Consider the following 21186-nt stretch of genomic DNA (forward strand, 5'->3'; position numbering starts at 1 on the left):
ACCGGGCTGAGGGCAAGGGCTTTTTCCATCGATTGTCATTTCGAGGACATGCGGGCGACATCTCTTCCCTCATCACCTCTTATTGCTCCTTGGGCCTCGTCTCGCCGTCGCTTGCTGACACCTTTCTTCCCTGGCCAGAAACACATTCGGCCCCGCCAGAAATGGCGGGGCCGAATGGTCGGTCAGACATCTCGCGTCGGATCAGCGAGTCACCGTCACACGTGCGTAGCGCTTCTTGCCAGCCTGGATGATGATGGCCGTATCGAAAGGCGCCATGTAGGAAGGCTCGATCACGTCTCCATCGACTTTCACGCGACCATTCTTGAGCATGTCCTTGGCCTGGGCGCTGTTGTTGGCCAGACCTGAACGATTGAGCACGGCGGCGATCGGCGCGACCTCTGCCCCTTCAAGGCTCACGGTGACATCCGGCATGTCCGCCGGCAGCTCACCTTCTGCCAGCTGGTTGCCACTGGAGAGGTGAGCCGTGGCAGCCGCCTCTTCATTGTGGAAACGCGCCACCAGTTCCCGAGCCAGCTCCATCTTGATGTCGCGCGGATTGGCGCCATTCTCGATGCTGGCCATCAGCACCTTCACTTCCTCCATGGGGCGCAGCGAGAGCAGCTCGAAGTAACGCCACATCAGCGAGTCCGGCATGGAGACGATCTTGTTGAACATCTCGCCCGGACGGTCATTGATACCGATGTAGTTGCCCAGCGACTTGGACATCTTCTGCACGCCATCCAGGCCTTCGAGGATCGGCATGGTGATCACGACCTGCGGCTCCTGGCCACGCTGGCGTTGCAGCTCACGGCCCATCAGCAGGTTGAACTTCTGATCGGTACCGCCGAGTTCGATATCCGCCTCCAGCGCCACGGAGTCATAGCCCTGGATCAGGGGATAGAGGAACTCGTGAATGGAGATCGGCTGGTTGCCGGTGTAACGCTTGTCGAAATCATCGCGCTCGAGCATGCGAGCCACCGTGCTGGAAGCCGCCAGTTCGATCATGTCGCTGGCAGAGAGCTTGCTGATCCATTCGGAGTTGAAGGCGATTCGCGTGCGATCCTTGTCGAGAATCTTGAAGACCTGCTCCTGATACGTCAGGGCATTGGCCTTCACGTCCTCTTCGGTCAGCGGCTTGCGCGTCACGCTCTTGCCGGTCGGATCACCGATGCGTCCGGTGAAGTCCCCGATCAGGAAGATGACCTCGTGGCCAAGATCCTGCAGCTGACGCAGCTTGTTGATCAGCACGGTATGCCCGAGGTGCAGGTCTGGCGCCGTCGGATCGAAACCCGCCTTGACCCTGAGCTTGCGTCCGGACTCGAGCTTCTTGATCAGCTCTTCCTCGACCAGCACCTCATCGGTACCGCGCTTGATGATCTCCAGCGCTTCCACTACTGACTTGTCGCTCATCCTGCCCTCTCTGACCGTTGCTGCTCCCCTCGTAACGGGGCATGTTGGCCGAGAATGTTAGCATGACACGCAGACCATGCACCCCTGCTCTGCCTCTGGCCATGAGGATGCCAACCCGACTTCCGCGACTCGGGGGCGCACGGCAGACTCGCTGACCCACGTTTCACTGCCCGGGAGATCTCCATGGCGCTTTACCTCGGCCTGATGACAGGCACCAGCCTCGACGGCCTCGATGTCGCCCTGCTCGATATCGAACCCCATCAGGACTGCACTGCGCTGCGCGAGCACATCCGCTTCATCGACGGTCTGGAGCTGCCGCTTCCGGAACCCCTGCGCACTCGCCTCTGGCGCCTGATGCACGAGGACCATGCGCATTTTCGTGATCTTGCCGCAGCCGAGCAGGCGCTGGCCGAACTGGCCGCCGACGCGATCCGCCAGTTGCTGTCTCGCCAGCGACTGGAACCGAAAGACATTCGCGCCATCGGCAGTCATGGACAGACCATCGAGCACCGCCCGCATGGCTTCAGCGATCAGCCCTGTCAGACGCCTTACACCCTGCAGCTCGACAACCCCAGCCTGCTGGCCGAGCTGACCGGCATCCCCGTGGTGGCAGACTTCCGCCGCAGGGATCTGGCGGCCGGTGGGCAGGCAGCGCCTCTGGCGCCGGCATTTCACTCAGCGCTGTTCGCTCAGCCAGACCAGTGGCGGGGACTGCTGAACCTGGGGGGGATCGCGAACCTGACATTGCTCCCGCCACTGGACTCGCAGGCGGCAGTGATCGGCTTTGATACCGGCCCGGCCAACTGCCTGCTGGATGCCTGGCATGCACGCCATCAGGGGGCCGCGATTGATCCTCAGGGCAGCTGGGCCGCCAGCGGCCATGTCATCGAGGAGCTGCTGGATCGTCTGCTCAGCGCGGATTACTTCACTCGACCGCTGCCGAAGAGTACCGGACGCGAGGACTTCCATCTCGGCTGGCTGGAGCAGCACCTGACAGGCAGCGAGGCCCCTGTCGATGTGCAGGCCACCTTGCTGAGTCTGACGGTAGAGAGCATCGCGCGTGCACTTGAGCATACCGGCGTATCACTGGCGGGACTGACACCCTGTGGTGGCGGAGCGCGCAACACCGCCCTGATGGCCGCGCTCGAACAGCGCCTTGCGCATGCAAGCCACCCCACCGGCCTGACCACCTGCGCCTCGCTTGGCTGGAATGCCGATCTCCTCGAAGCCAGCGCCTTCGCGTGGCTGGCCGCCCGCAGAGTGCTGGAGCGCCCCGGCAATCTCGTCAGCGTGACGGGAGCACGCGGCCCCAGAGTCCTGGGGGGCCTCTACGCACGCTGACCCATCGCGCGCAGACATGAAAAAGCCGCGCTCCTGGCAAAACAGAAGCGCGGCTTCATCGAGTACCTGGGACATCTACCGTCGCAGGCCAGATTCTCCACGGACTTCAGCCATCGTCGTCCTGCAGCGAGAAGCGACTGGCGGCATTCATCACATCCAGCTGCGCTTCCTGAGCACTGTCGGAATCGCCGAACTTGATCATCAGACGCAGGTCATTGGCGGAATCGGCATGCGCCAATGCCACCTCCTCGGTGATCAGGTCCTGCTGATGCAACGCATAGAGCGATTGATCGAAGGTCATCATGCCCTGTTGCTGGGAGCGCTTCATCACGTCCTTTATCTCCACCACCGCCCCCTTGCGGATCAGATCGACGATCAGCGGCGAGCGCAGCATCACCTCGATGGCCGGCACTCGCTGTGCGCCATTGCCACTCTTGTGAGGCAGCAGCTGCTGGGCCACGATGCCCTTGAGATTCAGTGACAGGTCCATCCATACCTGTTCGTGACGCTCTTCCGGGAAGAAGTGGATGATGCGATCCAGCGCCTGGTTGGCGTTGTTGGCGTGCAAGGTCGCCAGACACAGGTGACCGGTTTCCGCAAAGGTCAGCGCATGCTCCATGGTCTCACGCGAACGGATCTCGCCGATCATGATCACGTCCGGTGCCTGACGCAGCGTATTGCGCAGCGCCACCTCGAAGGACTCGGTGTCGATCCCCACTTCGCGCTGGGTCACGATGGAGCGCTGATGGGGATGGATGTACTCGATCGGGTCCTCGATGCAGATGATATGGCCACTTGAGGTCTGGTTGCGGTGCTGGATCATCGAGGCCAGCGAGGTCGACTTGCCGGCACCCGTGCCCCCGACGAAGATCACCAGACCACGCTTGGTCTCCGAGAGACTCTTGATGATTTCCGGCAGGCGCAGTTCTTCCAGGCTGGGAATCGACAGCTGGATGCGACGGATGACCATGCCCATCTGGCTACGCTGATAGAAGGCGCTGATCCGGAAACGCCCCACCCCCGGCAAACTGTGGGCAAAATTGGCCTCACGCTCCTGTTCGAAGCGCTCTCGCTGCATGTCGCTCATCGGCGCAAGCACCAGTTCTCGCACCTGATCGACACCGAGCTTCTTGTCACCCAGCGCCGCCATTCGCCCATTGACCTTCATCTGCGGCGGAGTCCCCGTCGAGATGAAAAGATCCGAGCTGCCCTTGCTGACCATCAACTGCAGGAGTTCCTGCAGCCATTCATGAGGAGTCATGAGCCGTGTCCCGATCCACTCTGTGAAGTCACATTCAAACTACGGTTTTATTATCGTTTATCGCAACGACCATCCGTCCCGACGAGGACAACGCCCGTGATGGCCTTCAGGCGTGCCGTCTCGCCTGTCTCGACCTGGATTCGGATGGGCATTGCCCTGTCCCTGATGTCGTCTGGCAACACCACTGCACGGCCGTCGCGCACTATCCCAGCAGCCCCTTGGCCTTCGCTTGCGCGTCTTCGCTGGTCACCAGCCCCTCGGCCAACAGTCGCGTCAGCGCCGAATCCAGCGTCTGCATCCCCAACGCACCACCGGTCTGGATGGAGGAATACATCTGCGCCACCTTGTCCTCACGGATCAGGTTGCGGATGGCAGGAGTGGCAAGCATGATCTCGTGCGCTGCCACGCGCCCGCCGCCCACCTTCTTGAGCAGCGTCTGCGCGATGACCCCCTGCAGGGATTCGGACAGCATCGAACGCACCATCGCCTTCTCTTCGCCCGGGAAGACATCGATGATGCGGTCGACGGTCTTGGTCGCCGAGGTGGTGTGAAGGGTGCCGAAGACCAGGTGCCCGGTCTCGGCGGCCGTCAGTGCCAGACGGATGGTCTCGAGATCTCGCAGCTCGCCGACCAGAATGACGTCCGGGTCCTCACGCAGTGCCGAACGCAGCGCCGGCGCGAAGCCGTGGGTATCACGATGCACTTCACGCTGGTTGACCAGGCAACGCTTGGACTGGTGGACGAACTCGACCGGGTCCTCGATGGTGAGAATGTGGTCGTACTTGTTCTCGTTGATGTAATCGACCATTGCCGCCAGCGTGGTCGACTTGCCCGACCCCGTCGGGCCGGTGACCAGAATCAGGCCACGCGGCAGCATGCACATCTTGCGAAACGCCTCGCCGAGACCCAGATCTTCCATCGTCAGCACTTCCGACGGGATGGTACGGAAGACGGCACCCGCCCCCCGCCCCTGATGGAAAGCATTGACACGGAAGCGCGAGACGCCCGGCACCTCGAAGGAGAAATCCGTCTCGAGGAACTCCTCGAAGTCGCGACGCTGCTTGTCGTTCATGATCTCGTAGATCAGCGCACGCACCTGCTTGTCATCCATCGAAGGGACGTTGATGCGTCGTACGTCACCATCGACGCGAATCATCGGTGGCAGGCCGGCAGACAGGTGCAGATCCGATGCGTTCTGTTTTGCCGAAAAAGCCAGCAGTTCGGTAATATCCATGCAGATCCCTCGCGAAGACCGAAGCTCTTGTACCAACGAGTCCCGTGGACTCGGGTGTAAGTGTGATGTGGCTCTTCAGCAGATGGTGCGGTGGATATCATGACGAACGCCCTATCCAGCCCATACTACCGGTGGCGCCCACGACGCCGAGCCATCAACCGTGAAGATATTTCGCAAATTCTGGAGCCGAGCCGCATGACTGCAGTCCCCGACGACGAAGCTTGTGTTACTCAGTGTATCCTAGAGGCCCGTGCGCGGCTGGAAAAGGCACTGCTGGCAAGTAAACGCAACGTAGAGGCAGCCCGGATACTGGCGGTGAGCAAGACCAAGCCCGACCGGATGATTCGTGCTGCCTGGCGCAATGGCCAGCGGGCCTTCGGCGAGAACTATCTGCAGGAAGCGCTGGACAAGCAGCAGGCGCTGTCGGACCTCACCGATATCGAATGGCACTTCATCGGCCCCATCCAGTCCAACAAGACCCGCGCGATTGCCGAACACTTCTCTTGGGTACATGCCGTCGAGCGTGAGAAGGTGGCTCGCAGATTGAGCGAGCAACGCCCCGAGCCCCTGCCGCCACTCGACATCTGTCTGCAGGTGAACGTCTCCGGCGAGGCCACCAAGGCAGGCGTCACACCCGAGGAATTGATTGCCCTGGCCGAGACGGTGCTGGCACTGCCCAACCTGCGACTGCGAGGCCTGATGGCGATTCCCGCCCCCGCCTCATCCGAGGCTGACCTGCAGGAAAGGCAGGCGCCCTTCAGGACACTGCGCGTATTGCTGGAGCAGCTGCAGGCTCGCTTCCCCGCGGCCCGCTACCCTCAGGCCAAGCTCGACACCCTGTCCATGGGCATGAGTGGTGATCTCGAGGCCGCCGTCGCCGAAGGCGCGACGCTGGTCCGTCTCGGCACGGCCCTCTTCGGAGCGCGTGACTACTCCAGCGCCCACTGATGCCACTCACTGACGCCGCCCGCACACGATTCACGCACGCCACTGACGCATGCGCAGCCCGCGGACGAGTCACCTCCGGCAGCCTCGGACGCACGGTTCACTGCCACGAACGTCACTCTCGCGAAGCAGCCGCGGTAAAGTGCACAGACTCACCGCTCGCCGGTCCATCCCATCCGAACGATCAGGAGCACCGCATGACGCACCAGACCTCCGCCACTCCCCGCACCATCGCCTTCATCGGTGCCGGCAACATGGCCAGCGCCATCTTCGGCGGCATGATCGAGGCCGGCTATCCGGCAGACCGCATCATCGCGACGGCCCGTTCACGCGATACCCTCGAGGCGCTCGAGCAACGCTACGGCGTGACCACGACCCAGGACAACGCTGACGCCGTCGCACGTGCCGATGTCATCGTGCTGGGCGTCAAGCCCCAGATGATGCATGACGTCTGCCAGGCACTGGCGCCCGCCGTACAGGAGCGCAAGCCGCTGGTCATCTCGGTCGCGGCCGGCATCACCTGCGACAGTCTCGAGCGCTGGCTGGGGGGAGAGCTTGCCATCATCCGCTGCATGCCCAATACCCCCTCGCTGGTGGGCGTCGGTGCCAGCGGCCTCTACGCCACCTCGCGCGTGACCGATGAGCAACGTGCGCTGATGGACGAGATGCTGACCGCGGTCGGTATCGTCGAATGGGTCGAGGAAGAAGGTCTGCTGGAAGCGGTCACCGGGATTTCCGGTTCCGGCCCGGCCTACTTCTTCCTGTTCATCGAAGCGCTTGAAGCCGCCGGTATCGAACTGGGACTGGATGCCGAGACGGCGCGCCGACTGGCGATCCAGACCGGACGCGGCGCCGCGCAGATGGCCTTCACCAGCGAGCACGAGCCGGCAGAGCTGCGTCGCCGTGTCTGCTCGCCGAATGGCACCACCGAACGCGCCATCAACAGCTTCGAGGGAGATGGCCTGCGCGAGATGGTCAGCCGTGCGGCCAAGGCGTCCAGCGCAAGGGCTGCAGAGCTGGCGCGTGAGCTGGACCAGTAACCCCAGTGGCGGGATTGCCACGCCACGAGTGGCAGCGTGCAGAGCGCCTGACTGGCAGCCCACTCGGGAAACCGCCATCATGCTGCGTTCATCTCGGATTGGCATGCTGATGGCATGACACGCCGACACCAGATTCGCGTCCTCAACTCACCGTCTTAAGGAAGGCCCCATGGGTGCTATGGGTAACATCGGACTTCAGCTGGTCACCATCCTGCTGCAACTGTTCGTCTATATACTGATGCTGCGTTTCCTGCTGCAGTTGTCTCGTGCAGATTTCTACAATCCGGTCACCCAGTCAGTGGTCAAGGCGACCAATCCGCTGGTGGCACCGCTGCAGGGCATCCTGCGCCCGCTAGGGCGCTTCGACATCGCCACACTGGCGGCCGCCTTCATCGTCGTCAGCCTGGTGCTGGTCGCCATCGGCGCGCTGTTCGGCGGCATGCTGCCGATCGGCTTCATCGCGCTGACGGCACTGGGCACCATGCTCGACAGCATCATCAACATCTACTTCTTCGCCTTGATCGCGATGATCATCCTGTCGTGGGTCGCCCCCCAGGCCAACCACCCGGGCGCCATCCTGGTCCATCAGCTGGTGGACCCGATCATGAAGCCGGTGCGCAAGGTGATCCCGTCGATCGGCATGCTCGATCTGTCGCCGATCTTCGTGTTCATCGCCCTCAACCTGATCGGCAGTCTGGTCAGTCAGACGCTGCCGACCATCGGCATGCTGCGTAGCGTCTTCGGCTGATACGCACACTCCTCCCTGCCAGACGTGACATCGCCGCTTCGCGGTGTCCCCCCCAGGCGCCCGCAACGGAACCTCCGCTGCGGGCGCCTGTGCTTCCTGCCCGCGCCACTGGCTCACGCGCGCCCGACGCTGTGCTAGAGTGATCCCTCGGCCGAAGCCAGAACCACGGTGCACGAGACGCCCACAAGGCGCATCACCGCGGCTTCGCGCCCCGGACACGGGCTCTGCCCGAACACTCTGCTGGACATGATGCTGGAAACCTTCACCACGATGCCTGATTCCCTTCCCCCGGATTCGGTCGGTCTCGTCACGCCCCGGACTGCCCACTTCGATACACCGCTGGAGCTGGCCTGCGGCAGACGCCTCGAACAGTACTCGCTGGTCTACGAGACCTATGGCGAGCTGAACGCTGACGCCAGCAACGCCCTCCTGATCTGCCACGCCCTGACCGGACACCATCACGCCGCCGGCTACCACGCGATGAGTGATCGCAAGCCCGGCTGGTGGGACGACTATATCGGCCCCGGCAAGCCTATCGATACCTCACGCTTCTTCGTCATCGCGCTGAACAATATCGGCGGCTGTCACGGCAGTACCGGCCCGACCTCGATCAACCCGGAAACGGGCGAACAATGGGGCCCCGATTTCCCACTGGTGACCGTGCCGGACTGGGTCGAGAGTCAGAAGCGCCTCGCCGAACGTCTCGGCATCACGCGCTTCGCCGCGGTGGTCGGTGGCTCACTGGGCGGCATGCAGGCACTGCAGTGGGCGATGGATCATCCCGAGCGCGTCGGGCACGTCGCCATCATCGCCTGTACCCCCAAGCTCTCGGCGCAGAACATCGCCTTCAACGAAGTCGCGCGCCAGGCCATCCGCTCGGACCCGGAATTCCATGACGGCTGGTACTCACGCGTCGATGCCGTGCCCAAGCGCGGTCTCAAGCTGGCCCGCATGGTCGGTCACATCACCTATCTTTCCGAGCACTCGATGGGGACCAAGTTCGGGCGTGACCTGCGCCAGGACCGCCTCAACTTCGGTTACGACGTCGACTTCCAGGTCGAGAGCTATCTGCGCCATCAGGGCGACACCTTCTCCACCGCCTTCGACGCCAACACCTACCTGCTGATGACCAAGGCACTCGATTACTTCGACCCCGCCGCCACGGCCGGCGATGATCTGGCCGCGGCCATGGCACCGATCAGCTGCCCGGTACTCGTCGTCAGCTTCACCACCGACTGGCGCTTCGCTCCGTCACGCTCGCGCGAGCTGGTCAACGCCATGATCCATGCCGGCAAGAACGTCAGTTATGCCAACATCGATTCTCCTCACGGCCATGACGCCTTCCTGCTGCCGGGAGAGCGCTATCAGGCAGTGCTGGGCAACTTCCTGACCCGCGCATACGACAAGGCCTGCAACGCACCCTCTCCCCTGCACACCGCTCCCCAGGAGGCCAGCCATGCGTAACGACCTCGCCCAGATCCACGACTGGATTCCCGAAGGTGGCCGCGTGCTGGATCTCGCCTGTGGGGATGGCACCCTGCTGGCCTCGCTCAAGGAGACCAAGGGGGTATTCGGCTACGGACTGGAGATCGATCCCGACAACATCAGCGCCTGCGTGGCGCGCGGCGTGAACGTCATCGAGCAGAATGTCGATGATGGTCTGGCCAATTTCGCCGATGACACCTTTGATCGCGTGGTGATGTCCCAGGCCCTGCAGGTACTGCGCCGCCCGGACCGTGCGCTGGAAGAGATGATGCGCGTCTCACGTGAAGCCATCATCACCTTCCCCAACTTCGCCTACTGGCGTCACCGCCTGCACCTGGGGCTCAAGGGGCGCATGCCGGTCTCCAAGTCACTGCCGCACGCCTGGTACGACACCCCCAACATCCACCTCTCGACCTTTGCGGATTTCGAGCGGCTGTGTCGTGCCCAGGGTCTCAAGATCATCGACCGCGCAGTCGGCAATGGCGATCACGAGCCACATCCGGCGGCGACCTGGTGGCCGAACCTGTTCGGGGAGGTGGCCATCTTCCGCGTCTGCCGCGACAACTGTCCGCCCGACAAGCGCTGATCACACTCGCCACACCGCCTTTGGAAAGACGGCCGACAGGGAGTCCCTGCCGGCCGTTTCGCGTCATGACGCCGCCAATTCTCCCCGCGCTCTCCCCGCGCCGCGATAGCGTTGCGCTATCCGGGCCATGCACAGACAGTCGCAACTAAAGTCTATATACTTTCGAGGTAAACGCAGCTGAGGATCACGGCTCGCACTTCCGGTGAGGTGCGCCGGCATCCCGAGGAGAGAGTGCATGAACTTCCATACCCGCAAATGGGTCAAGCCCGAAGACCTCAACCCCAACGGCACCCTGTTCGGTGGACGTCTGCTGGCCTGGATCGACGAAGAAGCGGCCATCTACGCCATCGTCCAGCTGGGGACTTCCCGCGTGGTGACGAAGTTCATGTCGGAGATCAACTTCGTCTCCAGTGCGCGTCAGGGCGATATCATCGAGCTGGGCATCACCGCCAGCGCCTTTGGCCGCACGTCCATCTCGCTGTGCGTCGAGATCCGCAACAAGATCACGCGTGAACGCATCCTGACCATCGACCGCATCGTGCTGGTCAGTGTCGATGCCGACTTCAAGCCGGTGCCCCACGGACGCACTCGTATCACGTATATCGAGGATCGCTTCCGCGAGCAGGCCGGCAGCAACGACAGCCAGGCCAATGACGCCGACGGGGATGCCACGCCGCAGAAAGCGGCCCGTCGTCGCGCGGAAGGCCAGGTCGACGTCAAGAGCGGCTGAGCGCAGCCCGGCTGACCGCAGCCCGACTGATCGCAGTCCGACTGATCGCAGCCCGACTGAGCGACGCGATGCAAGAACGCAAAAGGCACCTCACAGGAGGTGCCTTTTTTCATGCCAGCGTTGCTCGCCCGGCCCGCTTTCTCAGCCCGGCAGATCCGGCGTGGCGATATCCGCCGCCTCACGCAGTCCCGCACAGGCATCCTCCGGCTGAGCGACGGCCGGGGTGAACCACACCAGGTCGTACGCCGGGGCCGCCCCCGCACTTTCCGGAAGATAGTCATCGAGCTGGGTCAGCGGCTGACCCTCCTCCCCCCAGGCCACCGGCATCAGTGCGATGGAGAGCGAATCCCGGGTCAGCCAGCGCGGCACGCCGATATCGCGACGCGCATGGCCACTGCCGGCCACCAGCAACGCCGTGGCATCGCGATTGGCCAGCGCCTCGAGACGCTCCGCCATCTGCTGATCACGCGCCAGCTGGGCACGCAGCAGACCATCCAGGCGCTCTGCCCCCAGCAGACCACAGTGGCCTTCATCCAGCGCCTCGCGCTGCAGCCTCAGCACGGCCTCCGGCAGTGCTGGCGCCGTCTGGTCCTGGGCCATCACCGCGCGCACCTGCTCTCTGGTCAGACTGGCGGACGACAGGGGGGCGCCGCTGTCCAGCACACCACGCAACACGCTCGAGTAATCGGTGAATTTCCAGCGTGCATCCCATGCCAGCAGGCGCATCAGCTCCTCATCCGGCAGGCCCGCCACGGCCAGCGAGGTGCGATTGACCAGTGACAGCGCCGCATCCTGACGGGAATCCAGCATTTCCATCGCCACGCCACCCAACTGACGACGTGCCGCCAGTGCATCGATCAGCCAGCGCTCCAGCAGATGATGATCCGGGTTGTCGTGATGCTCTCCCAGCAGCACCAACGGATGCGCCTGCGCCCAGTCCACCAGTGCCGCCGGTGACAGGCGTCGATTGCCCTGCGCCACGAGAATGCTGCCCAGCAACGGATGTGAGGCGTCGGGATCATGCCAGGCAGGCAAGGGCGGAAGCGGTCCTGGCGGCGCCTGAGCCGCCTGCAGCGCCCCGCTCCCCAGCAACGAGAGACCGCCGGCGCCGGCGACCATGCCAGCCAGCAACTGGCGACGCGTGAGGCCTGCCTGCCCAGCTGGGGCAGGACGGAGGAAGGCGGGACGATGAAATAGCGACATGAAGATAACCAGGCGTGAAGAAAGGCGATAATGGCCAACGGCGACACAGTCCATCGCACACGGAAGGTCGAGCACTGCCAGCGGCAGCCGAGCATTCCCTGCTGGCCGTCATTGCCCCATGATACCCGATGCGAGCCCCCTGATGTCCGAACGCACCGCGTTCTTCACCAACGCCGCTCGCCCATTCAGAGGAGACCCGCATGACACGCCGCCTGCTCCGCCTGCCGCTGCCGGAGCTGCGCATCGGCTGCAGCCTGCCGATCAGGCTCGAGGATGGCCGCCCGGCCATGCTGATCCGGCTGGCCGATGGACTGCACGCCTATCTCGACGCCTGTCCGCACCGCGGCAGCCGCCTGATCGCTGACCCCGCCCATGACGAGCGCGAACACCGCGACCCCTATCTGGACGCCACCGGCGGGCTGATCCTGTGTCATCGTCACCAGGCCTGCTTCGAGCCGCAGCAGGGCCTGTGCCTCAGTGGCCCCTGCACGGGGCAGCGACTGACCGCGCTGGACGTGACGATCGAGCGGCCTGACGGCTCGCCGGCGCAGCTGGTGCTGAAGAGTCGGCACTGAAGTGCCCCGCGATGATCAGAGTGAGCTCAGGCGTTACCCGCAGAAGCGCGCCTCGTGCAGCGGCAGCACCTCCTTGAGGGTCAACGACGCCTGCCAGAGCGGCTGCCTCGCGTCATCGTGACAGGGCGCCAGTGCGACCTGCATCCTCAGCGCCAGCACCTCGACACCGGCGGCCTGGGCCGCGGCGAAGGCCTCGGCATAGGCCGGGTCCAGGTGAGCCGCCGGCGCGACATCCTCGATGGCATCGTGCGCGACGCAGAACACCAGCACACAGCGATGACCGGCCGCGACCAGCGCGGCAAGACTGGCAAGGTGACGGCGCGCGCGCGTACTGACCGAGTCCGGAAAATACCCATGCCCATCCGACTCACGCAGGGTGAGCTGCTTGACCTCGACATAGATCGAGGCGGCCTGCTCATCGCGCGGCCATAGCTGGAAATCGAGCCGCGAGCGCTCCGCGACCTCACTGCCTGCTGGCATGACCTCGACCCGCGCCTCCCGCTCGATTCGCGCCAGATTCGTCAGCCCTCTCTCACGCAGCGCAGCATGCAGTGCAGGCGGGCACTCTGACGAGTCACCCTCCCGCAGGACCGCCTCGACATGCGTATTGGCACGTCCGGTATGCACCGCCACCAAGGCCTCACGCCGACCGCCAGCCCCGGGAGGGTCCAGGGGCAGGCGAATCAGCTCCCAGGTCCAGGCAAGCTTGCGCTTCGGATTGTTGGAGGGTGACAGCCATACCTCACAGCCTTCCACGCACACGGCACGCATCGAGCCGGTATTCGGACAATGCGCCGTCACCACCTCGCCTGCCCGTTCCCCCTCGAGCAGCTCCACTTCAGCGAAGAAGCGCTTGTAGCGCCGGATCAGCCGACCACGATACAACCCTGTCAACTGCATCAGGCAGATGCTCCCGTCGGGGCAGCACGCCGCTCCAGGAAGCGCTCAAGTCTCGTCAGAGCTTCGCGCAGACGCGCCTCATCGGCCGTAAAGGCGATCCGCACATGGCGACGTCCATCTGCCAGCGCGAAATCGGTCCCCGGCGTGATGGCAACGTTCTCTTCCTCCAGCAAGGCACGGCAGAAGGCCTCGCTGTCATGACTCAAGTGCGAGATATCCAGCCAGACGTAGAAGGCGCCCTGCGGGGGAACCGACGGTGCCAGCCCGAGACGTTCGAGTCCGGCCAGCAGCACGCCGCGCCGCGCCTCCAGCACCTGGCGACGGCGTTCGAGCTCGGCCTCGCACTCCGGCGTGAAGGCCGCCAGCGCCGCATGCTGCGCGGGGGTGGAGGCGGCCAGGAAGACATTCTGGGCCAGGCGCGACAACGGCTCGACCGCCGCTTCCGGCGCCACCAGCCAGCCCAGTCGCCAGCCGGTCATGCCGAAATATTTCGAGAAGCTGTTGATCACGAAGGCATCCGGACATTCCGCCAACGCCGTATGTGCAGGCACGCCATAGGTCAGGCCCTGATAGATCTCATCGACCAGCAGGTGAGCGTCTCGGGCTCTGCACAGCTCCCCCAGCGCCTGCAGCTCCTGTGGCGACAACACGTGCCCGGTGGGATTGGAAGGAGATGCCACCATCACCGCACGGGTGTTCTCGCGCCAGACCTCATCGGCAAGCTCCGCGGTCAGCTGCCAGCCGCTCTCGGCGCTGACAGGCACCACGTCGAGCTGGGCATCGACCAGCCCCATGAAATGGCGATTGCACGGGTAGGTCGGATCCGCCATCAGCACGCTGTCACCGCGCTCGGCACACAGCAGGGTGGCCAGCAGCAGAGCGCCAGAGGCGCCGGGCGTGACGATGATGCGCGAGGGCGAGACCGTGACACCGTGGCGGCGCTGGTAGTCTGCCGCGATGGCGTCGCGCAGCGCGGGCAGGCCACAGGCGGGCGTGTAGCGAGTCTGGCCGGCGGCCAATGCCGCCTGGCCGGCCGCGATCACCGGCGCAGGGGTCGGGAAGTCGGGTTCGCCCACTTCCAGATGGATGACATCATGCCCGGCAGCCTCTCGCGCCTGGGCGGCTTCCAGCAGCGTCATCACGCGAAAGGCGGCAACGGATTCAAGACGGCGGGCAAACTGCATGATGGCACTCCTCGTGACGGAAGCTTCATTCTAGGCACCTGCCAAGGCCCATTCCCACCCCCTTTTCACAGGAAAATGCATGTTTGCGTGAACAGGCCTGTTCATGAGCCGGCACAAACTATCGTCGGAGTTCGGTTGCAAACTTGTCATTTTTACGCTAAATAAGCTGATCTTCTCGCGAGGGCAGCAGTCAGGACAGCCCCCTCGCCGTGGCCAAGGAGGCAGTGCAACAGACTGTCGACGGCCCAAGTCACCTTGCGGAATGAGGCGGTCCCATGCCAGTAGCTGAAACCAAGCCGGAAGCGCTTAAGAAATTCACCCCGTACGAGCCGGCAGCGGGTGAAGAGTACATGAACGAGAAGCAGCTAGCGCACTTCCGTCAAATCCTGCTGGACTGGAAACAGGAGCTGATGGAAGAGGTTGATCGCACCGTGCGTCACCTGCAGGAAGATGCCAACAACTACGCGGACCCTGCAGACCGTGCCACTCAGGAAGAGGGCTTCAGTCTCGAACTGAGAACGCGTGACCGCGAGCGCAAGCTGTTGAAGAAGATCAACGAGACCATCGAGAACATCGATGAGGACGATTACGGCTTCTGCGAAGCCTGTGGCGTCGAGATCGGTATCCGCCGACTGGAAGCACGCCCGACCGCGACCCAGTGTGTCGACTGCAAGACACTGGCCGAGCTGAAGGAAAAGCAGCTGGGCCGCTAAGCCCCGCTGTCGGTGAACCGACGGCCCGCCGTCGACCTCATCCCCCATACGGGCACCCTCCTAGGAGCGGTGCCCGTATGCGTTGGGGTCCGGACAGCCAGACATTCCCCAATCACGGACGCCGGAGCCCTGCCGATGCCCACCGCCTACCGTGGCCGTTTTGCCCCGACCCCCTCTGGCCCACTGCACGCCGGTTCACTGCTGGCGGCCGTGGCCAGCTACCTGGATGCCCGGCATCACGCTGGCCAATGGCTGGTGCGCATCGAGGACATCGACCCACCACGCTGTCCCGCAGGCAGCGCCGACACCATCCTGCGTCAGCTGGAGGCCTTCGGGCTGCACTGGGACGGCGCGGTGCGCTATCAGAGTGATCGCCATGCCGCCTACGACGAGGCGCTCGCGAAGCTCAAGGCCACGGGTATCGCCTATCCCTGTGATTGCTCCCGCAAGCAGTGGCGGGACTTCGCGGTCTACCCGGGCTGGTGTCGCGATCGCGATGAGCCACCCGCTGGCGAGCACGCCTGGCGTCTGGACGTGCGAGCGGCAGAGCGCTTCGGTGGAGCCGGCGCCATCGCCGGCTGGCACGATCGCCTGCAAGGCCCGATCCAGCAGGAACTGGCGGCACTCGGCGACGTGGTACTCAAGCGTCGCGATGGCCTGTGGGCCTATCAGCTGGCCGTGGTGGTGGATGACGCCGAACAGGGAATCACCGACGTCGTACGCGGCCTGGACCTGCTCGACAACACGCCCTGGCAACGCCTCCTGCAGGCGTCCCTTGGTCTCCCCACACCGCGCCTGACGCACCTGCCACTGATCACCGCCGACAATGGGCAGAAGCTCTCCAAGCAGAACCTGGCCCCGGCCCTGCCGGTCGATGAAGTCGCCATTCGCCAACTGCTGCATCACACGCTGACGCTGCTCGGGCAGGCACCGCCAGCCGAGCTGGCCACTGCCAGCCCCGCGGAACAACTGGCGCACGCCACGCCACGCTGGTCGCTCGCGAACGTTGGCGCGGCACAGTCACTGCGCATGGCCACGCCATTTCCATGACGACCAGGCCAGCCACGATTGTCGGATTGCCAGCCCACGGGGAACAGGGGAGACTTTGTACGAGATAGCCAAGGCATCAGCGCCATCTCATTTCTTCACGCACTCCATCAGGCGAGCGATAGCATTCCATGGCCCGGATTCTGATCATCGAAAAGGAAGGTGCCACACGCACTGCCCTTCAGCATCTGCTGGAGCGCGACGGGCACGGCGTGGTGCATGCCAATGGACTTGAAGACGCCTGTCGTCAGAAACCCGGCGAGTTTGCACTGGTCATCTGCGATGTCGCGCTCGCCGGAGAACATGCCAAGCCCGTTCTCGAGGCCAGTCACCCTGCCCCGGTGATCCTGCTGGCGGATCCCCCCAGCCTGCATGGCGCCATCGCCTGCCTGAAAGCCGGCGCCGCGGATTATCTGCCCAGACCCTTCGATCAGGAGGCCTTCGCGCGCAGCGTACGTGAGGCGCTGGCCTTGCCGCGCAATGACGATGCGCCGTCCCCCTCCTCGCGCCCCTCCTCTCATTCCGGAGCCACCGGCTCGCAGGTCGAGATGATCGGCCACTGCCGTGCGATGCAGCAGGTCTATACCCGCATCCGCAAGGTGGCCCCCGCGGATGTCACCGTACTGGTACTTGGCGAATCCGGCACCGGCAAGGAGCTGGTCGCACGTGCGATCCATCGCCAGAGCGGACGGCATCAGGCACCGCTGATCTGCGTCAACTGTGCCGCCATTCCGGAAACCCTGATCGAATCCGAGCTGTTCGGGCATGAAAAGGGCGCCTTCACCGGCGCGACGAATTCACGCACCGGCCTGATCGAAGCCGCGGATGGCGGCACCCTGTTCCTGGATGAGATCGGGGAACTGCCGCTGGATGCTCAGGCTCGCCTGCTGCGTGTCCTTCAGGAGGGTGAGATACGTCGCGTCGGCGCCATCGAGACGCGCCATGTGGATGTCCGCCTGATCGCGGCCACTCACCGCGACCTGCACCGCCTCTCCGCGACCGGCGAATTCCGCCTGGATCTCTATTATCGCCTCAACGTCATGGAAATTGACCTGCCTGCGCTGCGTGAGCGGGGAGATGACGTGCTGGAGCTGGCCGAACACCTGCTGAAGGGCATCGCGCGCCGGCATGCCCGGGAGGGGATGCGGCTGTCACAGCGTGCCCGCCAGGAAATCCATCAGTACGGCTGGCCCGGCAATGTGCGCGAGCTCGAGAACGCCCTGGAGCGCGGCGTGATCCTGGCAGACCGTCGGATCATCGCCCCGGAAGACCTGGGCCTGCGCGCCGAGCATGTCCTGCGAAGCGATACTGCTGACGGCCGTCAACAGGAGCCCCTCGCCCACCCGCCGCCTCCCGTCACCTCAGCACCGCGTCCGCAGGCTGAAGGTGCCTCTCCGGCACGGGAGACCGCCCCCCCTCGACCCGCACCTCCACTCGCCAACCCGACACCGGAAGAGGAGGACCTGTCTCTCGAGGACTACTTCCAGCATTTCGTTCTCGAACATCAGGACCACATGAGCGAAACGGAGCTAGCCCGTCGACTCGGCATCAGCCGCAAGAATCTGTGGGAGCGCCGTCAGCGGCTGGGTATCCCGCGCAAGAAGGCACGCCGTGGCAGCGCGACGTCCTGAGGCTTCATCAGCACATGTCTCCCTCAAGCAGGCGCATGGGCAGGCTGACGATCACCAGCCGACCCGCGGGCTCCCCATCCGCATTGCACCAAGCGGGTGCTCGCCCCCACGACTCACCTGGCCGTCTTCGAGACATCAACACTCAAACCCTTCAGGACTCGGCAGGCAGCCTGCCGGCCTCGCTAGACTTTAGTGCCGAATCCATGCCGGAAAACACTTCCCAATCATTAGCTTGCGAGTCACTCCGTTAGACCTTCGCACCAATTGTTACCATCGACCCCAAACAGTGCCCCCATCCAGCGCGGTAATGGCCACGTCAGGTAACACCTCAGCCTCACCTACGCCTCACGTCTCAGCGACCTATGTCTAAATGACTGAATTACGTGTTTTTTTTAAGCTGTGGCACATCCGATGCAATAACACGGTCAAGAAAAAGAACAACCGGAAATACGAAGCGCGCCCAACAACAACAAGATTGCGCAAGGCTTCGAAAACCCTCGACACCAACAACAACAAGATTCGTCGAGCGAGTGACATTGATGATGACAGGCAAGCACGGCCGAGATTCATGGCCGGATGCTGGAGCCACAACAAGAACAAGCGGCCGCACGTCATCATCCGCCGAACCAACAACAACAAGATATCGGCAGTCCGGAATCTACTGACCAGGACGCGACGAATCCGGCCTCGAGTGCCAACAACAACAAGATACTCGACCCCGGATCACCCCCGACCCAATAACAACTCGCGGGGGGAGGCTATTCAGCCGTCGGTGAATGGAAGATTGTTTTGAATACGAGATGGTCACTGAACAGACGGTCAGATAACAACAATAGCTTCATCTGTCTGCGTGATTGGCGACTGTGGTGCGTATTCAAGGCGATGCGCCTTCACGAAAAAGAACATCTGCTCAAGGATGCGTGTACTCTACCTGAAAGGGAGACCGAGAAATCGGTCTCCCTTTTTCCTTGCCCGAGAGGCATTTCTTCCCTCATCAGGCACCTTGAAGTGCAGTCTCGGCCCATCAGTGGCAGACCGGCGCTTTGCCAAGGTATCTGCCCTCCGCTACACTGGGCGGCCTGCTACGCACGAGTCGAATCGCTGCATGTTCAAAGGATTTACCCGCTTTCTCCAACGCCCCGGTGACCGCTTGAAGACGCTTTTCAATGCAACTGACGCGCCCGAGGCCACCCTGCCCAGCCTGCGTGTGATACCGCGGGATGAGCATCCCGTGTCCCGCCGCCAGCTCAGCGAAAACGCGCTGAAGGTGCTCTATCGCCTGCAGAGCGGCGGCTATCAGGCCTATCTGGTCGGTGGCTGCATCCGCGATGCCCTGCTCGGCGAGCGCCCGAAGGACTTCGACGTGGCGACCAACGCCACGCCGGAACAGGTCCGCGAGCTGTTCCGCAACGCACGCATCATTGGCCGACGCTTCCGCATCGTGCATGTACGCTTCGGCCGTGAGGTGATCGAGGTCACCACCTTCCGTGGCAAGCCTGCCGACAGCACGCCGAGCCAGCATACCCAGCAGTCGGAAGATGGCATGCTGCTGCGCGACAACGTCTGGGGCTCCATCGAGGAGGACGCGCTGCGCCGCGACTTCACGATCAACGCCCTCTACTACGACGTGTCCGACTTCACGATCCACGACTGGGCGCATGGCGTGCGTGACATCGAAGCGCGCATGATCCGCCTGATCGGTGACCCGGAAACGCGCTATCGCGAAGATCCGGTCCGCATGCTGCGGGCGGTCCGCTTCGCCGGCAAGCTGGACTTCGACATCGAGGAAGCCACCGCCGAACCGATGTACGAGCTGGCACCGCTGCTGCTGCAGATTCCGCCGGCACGCATGTTCGAGGAAGTGCTGAAGCTGTTCATGTCCGGCTACGCCCTGGAAACGTTCCACCTGTTGCGTGAGTTCGGTCTATTCCAGATGCTGTTCCCGGAAACGGAAGAGAGCTTCGCGCACTATCACTGGTCCATGCCGCTGATCGAGAAGGCGCTGGCGAGCACGGATGATCGTATCCGTGACGACAAACCGGTCACGCCGGCCTTCCTCTACGCTGCGCTGCTGTGGCCTGGCGTCAAGGCACGCACCGACCAGCTGGTCGCCAGTGGCATGCCGGACATCCCGGCCGCCCACCAGGCGGCTCAGCAGGCGATCGCCCGTCAGCTCAACCACACCTCGATTCCGAAGCGCTTCAGCATCCCGATGCGCGAAATCTGGGACATGCAGGCCAAGCTGCCGCGTCGCCGTGGCAAGCGCGCCTTCCAGACCCGCGAGCATCCACGCTTCCGCGCCGCCTATGACTTCCTGCTGCTGCGGGAATTCGCCGGCGAAGTGAAGCCGGGACTGGGCAAGTGGTGGACCGACTTCCAGGAAGTCGATTCCCGTGCTCAGGTCGCCATGATCGAAGGCGTGTCCGATGAGGGGCCGGCAGGCAGCAAGCCCGCGGGCACCAAACGTCGCGGCAAGCGCCGTCGCAATGGTCGTGGACAAGGCTGAGCACTGACGTGCCGACGCAGGAACCTCGCATGACTTCGACAGCCTTGATCGGCCTCGGTGCCAATCTTGACGATCCGCGCGCTCAACTCGAGCGCGCACTTGAGGCGCTGGACCGCCTGCCGCTGACCCGCTGCACGCGCCACTCGCGCCTGTATGCCAGCAAGCCGGTCGGGCCTCAGGATCAACCTGACTTCGTCAATGCCGTCGCCGAGCTCACCACACGCCTCTCCCCCCTGGCGCTGCTGGATCAACTGCAGGCACTCGAACAGCAGCACCGTCGCGTACGATTGCGCCACTGGGGGCCTCGCACCCTGGATCTGGACCTTCTACTGTTCGATGATCGCTCCATCACTACCCCGCGCCTGTCAGTGCCGCACCCCGAGATGCTCAAACGAGGTTTCGTGCTGCGTCCACTGGCGGACCTGCTGGGCCCCGTGCGCGTTTCCTCCCTGAGCGAAGATGACCTGGAGACGCTGGCACAGCGGGTTGAAGGAGATGACTTGCTCCCCCTCGGGCCTCGGGAGTAGAGTTTCGCCACATTGTTACCGATGCGCCCACTGATCGTGGCTCGGTAACACTTTCTGGTAACACCGGCTCGTCCTGTCAGGTCGCGTACATGGCTCCCCGCCTGCGACGATCCTGGCCAC

The 21186-nt window shown here is 63.7% G+C and carries 19 protein-coding genes; 13 read left to right on the forward strand and 6 right to left on the reverse strand.

The features are described from left to right. Window positions 1–201 precede the first annotated feature (201 nt). Complete coding sequence (tyrS, locus tag PJK54_RS09180; RefSeq protein WP_271302688.1) at window positions 202–1410, reverse strand: tyrosine--tRNA ligase; 1209 nt, start codon at window positions 1408–1410, stop codon at window positions 202–204. Between the two features lie 183 nt (window positions 1411–1593). On the opposite strand from tyrS, the gene PJK54_RS09185 reads away from it, so the two are divergent. Then, a complete protein-coding gene (locus PJK54_RS09185) occupies window positions 1594–2751 on the forward strand; it encodes an anhydro-N-acetylmuramic acid kinase (protein WP_271302689.1) in 1158 nt (385 codons plus the stop codon). 106 nt (window positions 2752–2857) lie between these two features. Here the strand turns inward: PJK54_RS09185 and PJK54_RS09190 are convergent, their stop codons facing one another. Further along, complete coding sequence (locus PJK54_RS09190; RefSeq protein ID WP_077379436.1) at window positions 2858–4012, reverse strand: PilT/PilU family type 4a pilus ATPase; 1155 nt, start codon at window positions 4010–4012, stop codon at window positions 2858–2860. Between the two features lie 202 nt (window positions 4013–4214). Then, a complete protein-coding gene (locus tag PJK54_RS09195; protein ID WP_077379438.1) occupies window positions 4215–5246 on the reverse strand; it encodes a type IV pilus twitching motility protein PilT in 1032 nt (343 codons plus the stop codon). Window positions 5247–5441: 195 nt separating this feature from the next. Here PJK54_RS09195 and PJK54_RS09200 point away from each other — a divergent pair, with 195 nt between their 5' ends. From PJK54_RS09200 to PJK54_RS09225, 6 genes are all read left to right on the forward strand, one after another. Then, window positions 5442–6194, forward strand: coding sequence for a YggS family pyridoxal phosphate-dependent enzyme (locus tag PJK54_RS09200; protein WP_271302690.1), 753 nt, complete (start codon window positions 5442–5444; stop codon window positions 6192–6194). Between the two features lie 194 nt (window positions 6195–6388). Further along, a complete protein-coding gene (gene proC / locus PJK54_RS09205) occupies window positions 6389–7231 on the forward strand; it encodes a pyrroline-5-carboxylate reductase (RefSeq protein ID WP_271302691.1) in 843 nt (280 codons plus the stop codon). 169 nt (window positions 7232–7400) lie between these two features. Continuing rightward, window positions 7401–7979 carry a YggT family protein gene (locus tag PJK54_RS09210; protein WP_077379444.1) on the forward strand — a complete coding sequence of 193 codons (579 nt, stop codon included), beginning with the start codon at window positions 7401–7403 and terminating at the stop codon, window positions 7977–7979. Window positions 7980–8249: 270 nt separating this feature from the next. Beyond that, window positions 8250–9443: a homoserine O-succinyltransferase MetX gene (metX, locus tag PJK54_RS09215; RefSeq protein ID WP_271302692.1), complete on the forward strand. Its 1194-nt coding sequence runs from the start codon at window positions 8250–8252 to the stop codon at window positions 9441–9443. Beyond that, window positions 9436–10050, forward strand: a complete 615-nt coding sequence (gene metW / locus PJK54_RS09220) for a methionine biosynthesis protein MetW (protein WP_077379447.1) — start codon at window positions 9436–9438, stop codon at window positions 10048–10050. The genes metX and metW overlap by 8 nt, the downstream gene beginning before the upstream one ends. A gap of 235 nt (window positions 10051–10285) precedes the next feature. Beyond that, the gene (locus PJK54_RS09225; protein ID WP_077379450.1) at window positions 10286–10780 is read left to right on the forward strand and encodes an acyl-CoA thioesterase; all 495 of its coding nucleotides are present in this window, start codon (window positions 10286–10288) and stop codon (window positions 10778–10780) included. A gap of 141 nt (window positions 10781–10921) precedes the next feature. Here the strand turns inward: PJK54_RS09225 and PJK54_RS09230 are convergent, their stop codons facing one another. Beyond that, window positions 10922–11983: a ChaN family lipoprotein gene (locus PJK54_RS09230; RefSeq protein ID WP_271302693.1), complete on the reverse strand. Its 1062-nt coding sequence runs from the start codon at window positions 11981–11983 to the stop codon at window positions 10922–10924. Window positions 11984–12183: 200 nt separating this feature from the next. Here PJK54_RS09230 and PJK54_RS09235 point away from each other — a divergent pair, with 200 nt between their 5' ends. Continuing rightward, window positions 12184–12558 (forward strand): Rieske (2Fe-2S) protein, encoded by a 375-nt coding sequence (locus PJK54_RS09235; protein WP_077379454.1) that lies wholly within the window; start codon window positions 12184–12186, stop codon window positions 12556–12558. Window positions 12559–12591: 33 nt separating this feature from the next. Here the strand turns inward: PJK54_RS09235 and PJK54_RS09240 are convergent, their stop codons facing one another. Both PJK54_RS09240 and PJK54_RS09245 read right to left on the reverse strand, forming a co-directional pair. Beyond that, window positions 12592–13458 carry a DNA/RNA nuclease SfsA gene (locus PJK54_RS09240; RefSeq protein ID WP_271302694.1) on the reverse strand — a complete coding sequence of 289 codons (867 nt, stop codon included), beginning with the start codon at window positions 13456–13458 and terminating at the stop codon, window positions 12592–12594. Further along, entirely contained in the window at window positions 13458–14642 is a 1185-nt protein-coding gene (locus PJK54_RS09245; RefSeq protein ID WP_271302695.1) for an aminotransferase class I/II-fold pyridoxal phosphate-dependent enzyme, read from the reverse strand. The genes PJK54_RS09240 and PJK54_RS09245 overlap by 1 nt, the downstream gene beginning before the upstream one ends. Before the next feature lie 275 nt (window positions 14643–14917). Here PJK54_RS09245 and dksA point away from each other — a divergent pair, with 275 nt between their 5' ends. The 5 genes from dksA to folK all read left to right on the forward strand — a co-directional run bounded on the left by dksA (window position 14918) and on the right by folK (window position 21066). Further along, entirely contained in the window at window positions 14918–15355 is a 438-nt protein-coding gene (gene dksA / locus PJK54_RS09250; protein ID WP_077379460.1) for an RNA polymerase-binding protein DksA, read from the forward strand. A 135-nt stretch (window positions 15356–15490) separates the two neighbouring features. Further along, window positions 15491–16405 (forward strand): tRNA glutamyl-Q(34) synthetase GluQRS, encoded by a 915-nt coding sequence (gluQRS, locus tag PJK54_RS09255; protein ID WP_084209478.1) that lies wholly within the window; start codon window positions 15491–15493, stop codon window positions 16403–16405. A 128-nt stretch (window positions 16406–16533) separates the two neighbouring features. Further along, window positions 16534–18033 carry a sigma-54-dependent transcriptional regulator gene (locus tag PJK54_RS09260; protein ID WP_084209479.1) on the forward strand — a complete coding sequence of 500 codons (1500 nt, stop codon included), beginning with the start codon at window positions 16534–16536 and terminating at the stop codon, window positions 18031–18033. A gap of 1105 nt (window positions 18034–19138) precedes the next feature. Further along, window positions 19139–20539 (forward strand): polynucleotide adenylyltransferase PcnB, encoded by a 1401-nt coding sequence (gene pcnB / locus PJK54_RS09265; protein ID WP_077379465.1) that lies wholly within the window; start codon window positions 19139–19141, stop codon window positions 20537–20539. 29 nt (window positions 20540–20568) lie between these two features. Further along, the gene (gene folK, locus PJK54_RS09270; protein WP_271302696.1) at window positions 20569–21066 is read left to right on the forward strand and encodes a 2-amino-4-hydroxy-6-hydroxymethyldihydropteridine diphosphokinase; all 498 of its coding nucleotides are present in this window, start codon (window positions 20569–20571) and stop codon (window positions 21064–21066) included. Window positions 21067–21186: the final 120 nt, after the last annotated feature.

Source organism: Cobetia sp. MMG027, from assembly GCF_027947415.1.
GTDB classification, from domain to species: Bacteria; Pseudomonadota; Gammaproteobacteria; order Pseudomonadales; family Halomonadaceae; genus Cobetia; species Cobetia marina.

Bases quoted from the DNA above. Each gene is read 5' to 3' on its own strand.
- PJK54_RS09200 (WP_271302690.1), top strand. From the start codon at position 5,442: ATGACTGCAGTCCCCGACGACGAAGCTTGTGTTACTCAGTGTATCCTA.
- PJK54_RS09240 (WP_271302694.1), bottom strand. From the start codon at position 13,458: ATGCAGTTGACAGGGTTGTATCGTGGTCGGCTGATCCGGCGCTACAAG.
- pcnB (WP_077379465.1), top strand. From the start codon at position 19,139: ATGTTCAAAGGATTTACCCGCTTTCTCCAACGCCCCGGTGACCGCTTG.
- PJK54_RS09260 (WP_084209479.1), top strand. From the start codon at position 16,534: ATGGCCCGGATTCTGATCATCGAAAAGGAAGGTGCCACACGCACTGCC.
- metW (WP_077379447.1), top strand. From the start codon at position 9,436: ATGCGTAACGACCTCGCCCAGATCCACGACTGGATTCCCGAAGGTGGC.
- PJK54_RS09225 (WP_077379450.1), top strand. From the start codon at position 10,286: ATGAACTTCCATACCCGCAAATGGGTCAAGCCCGAAGACCTCAACCCC.
- PJK54_RS09235 (WP_077379454.1), top strand. From the start codon at position 12,184: ATGACACGCCGCCTGCTCCGCCTGCCGCTGCCGGAGCTGCGCATCGGC.
- proC (WP_271302691.1), top strand. From the start codon at position 6,389: ATGACGCACCAGACCTCCGCCACTCCCCGCACCATCGCCTTCATCGGT.
- PJK54_RS09245 (WP_271302695.1), bottom strand. From the start codon at position 14,642: ATGCAGTTTGCCCGCCGTCTTGAATCCGTTGCCGCCTTTCGCGTGATG.
- gluQRS (WP_084209478.1), top strand. From the start codon at position 15,491: ATGCCCACCGCCTACCGTGGCCGTTTTGCCCCGACCCCCTCTGGCCCA.
- tyrS (WP_271302688.1), bottom strand. From the start codon at position 1,410: ATGAGCGACAAGTCAGTAGTGGAAGCGCTGGAGATCATCAAGCGCGGT.
- PJK54_RS09230 (WP_271302693.1), bottom strand. From the start codon at position 11,983: ATGTCGCTATTTCATCGTCCCGCCTTCCTCCGTCCTGCCCCAGCTGGG.
- PJK54_RS09185 (WP_271302689.1), top strand. From the start codon at position 1,594: ATGGCGCTTTACCTCGGCCTGATGACAGGCACCAGCCTCGACGGCCTC.
- PJK54_RS09210 (WP_077379444.1), top strand. From the start codon at position 7,401: ATGGGTGCTATGGGTAACATCGGACTTCAGCTGGTCACCATCCTGCTG.
- dksA (WP_077379460.1), top strand. From the start codon at position 14,918: ATGCCAGTAGCTGAAACCAAGCCGGAAGCGCTTAAGAAATTCACCCCG.
- PJK54_RS09190 (WP_077379436.1), bottom strand. From the start codon at position 4,012: ATGACTCCTCATGAATGGCTGCAGGAACTCCTGCAGTTGATGGTCAGC.
- folK (WP_271302696.1), top strand. From the start codon at position 20,569: ATGACTTCGACAGCCTTGATCGGCCTCGGTGCCAATCTTGACGATCCG.
- metX (WP_271302692.1), top strand. From the start codon at position 8,250: ATGCCTGATTCCCTTCCCCCGGATTCGGTCGGTCTCGTCACGCCCCGG.
- PJK54_RS09195 (WP_077379438.1), bottom strand. From the start codon at position 5,246: ATGGATATTACCGAACTGCTGGCTTTTTCGGCAAAACAGAACGCATCG.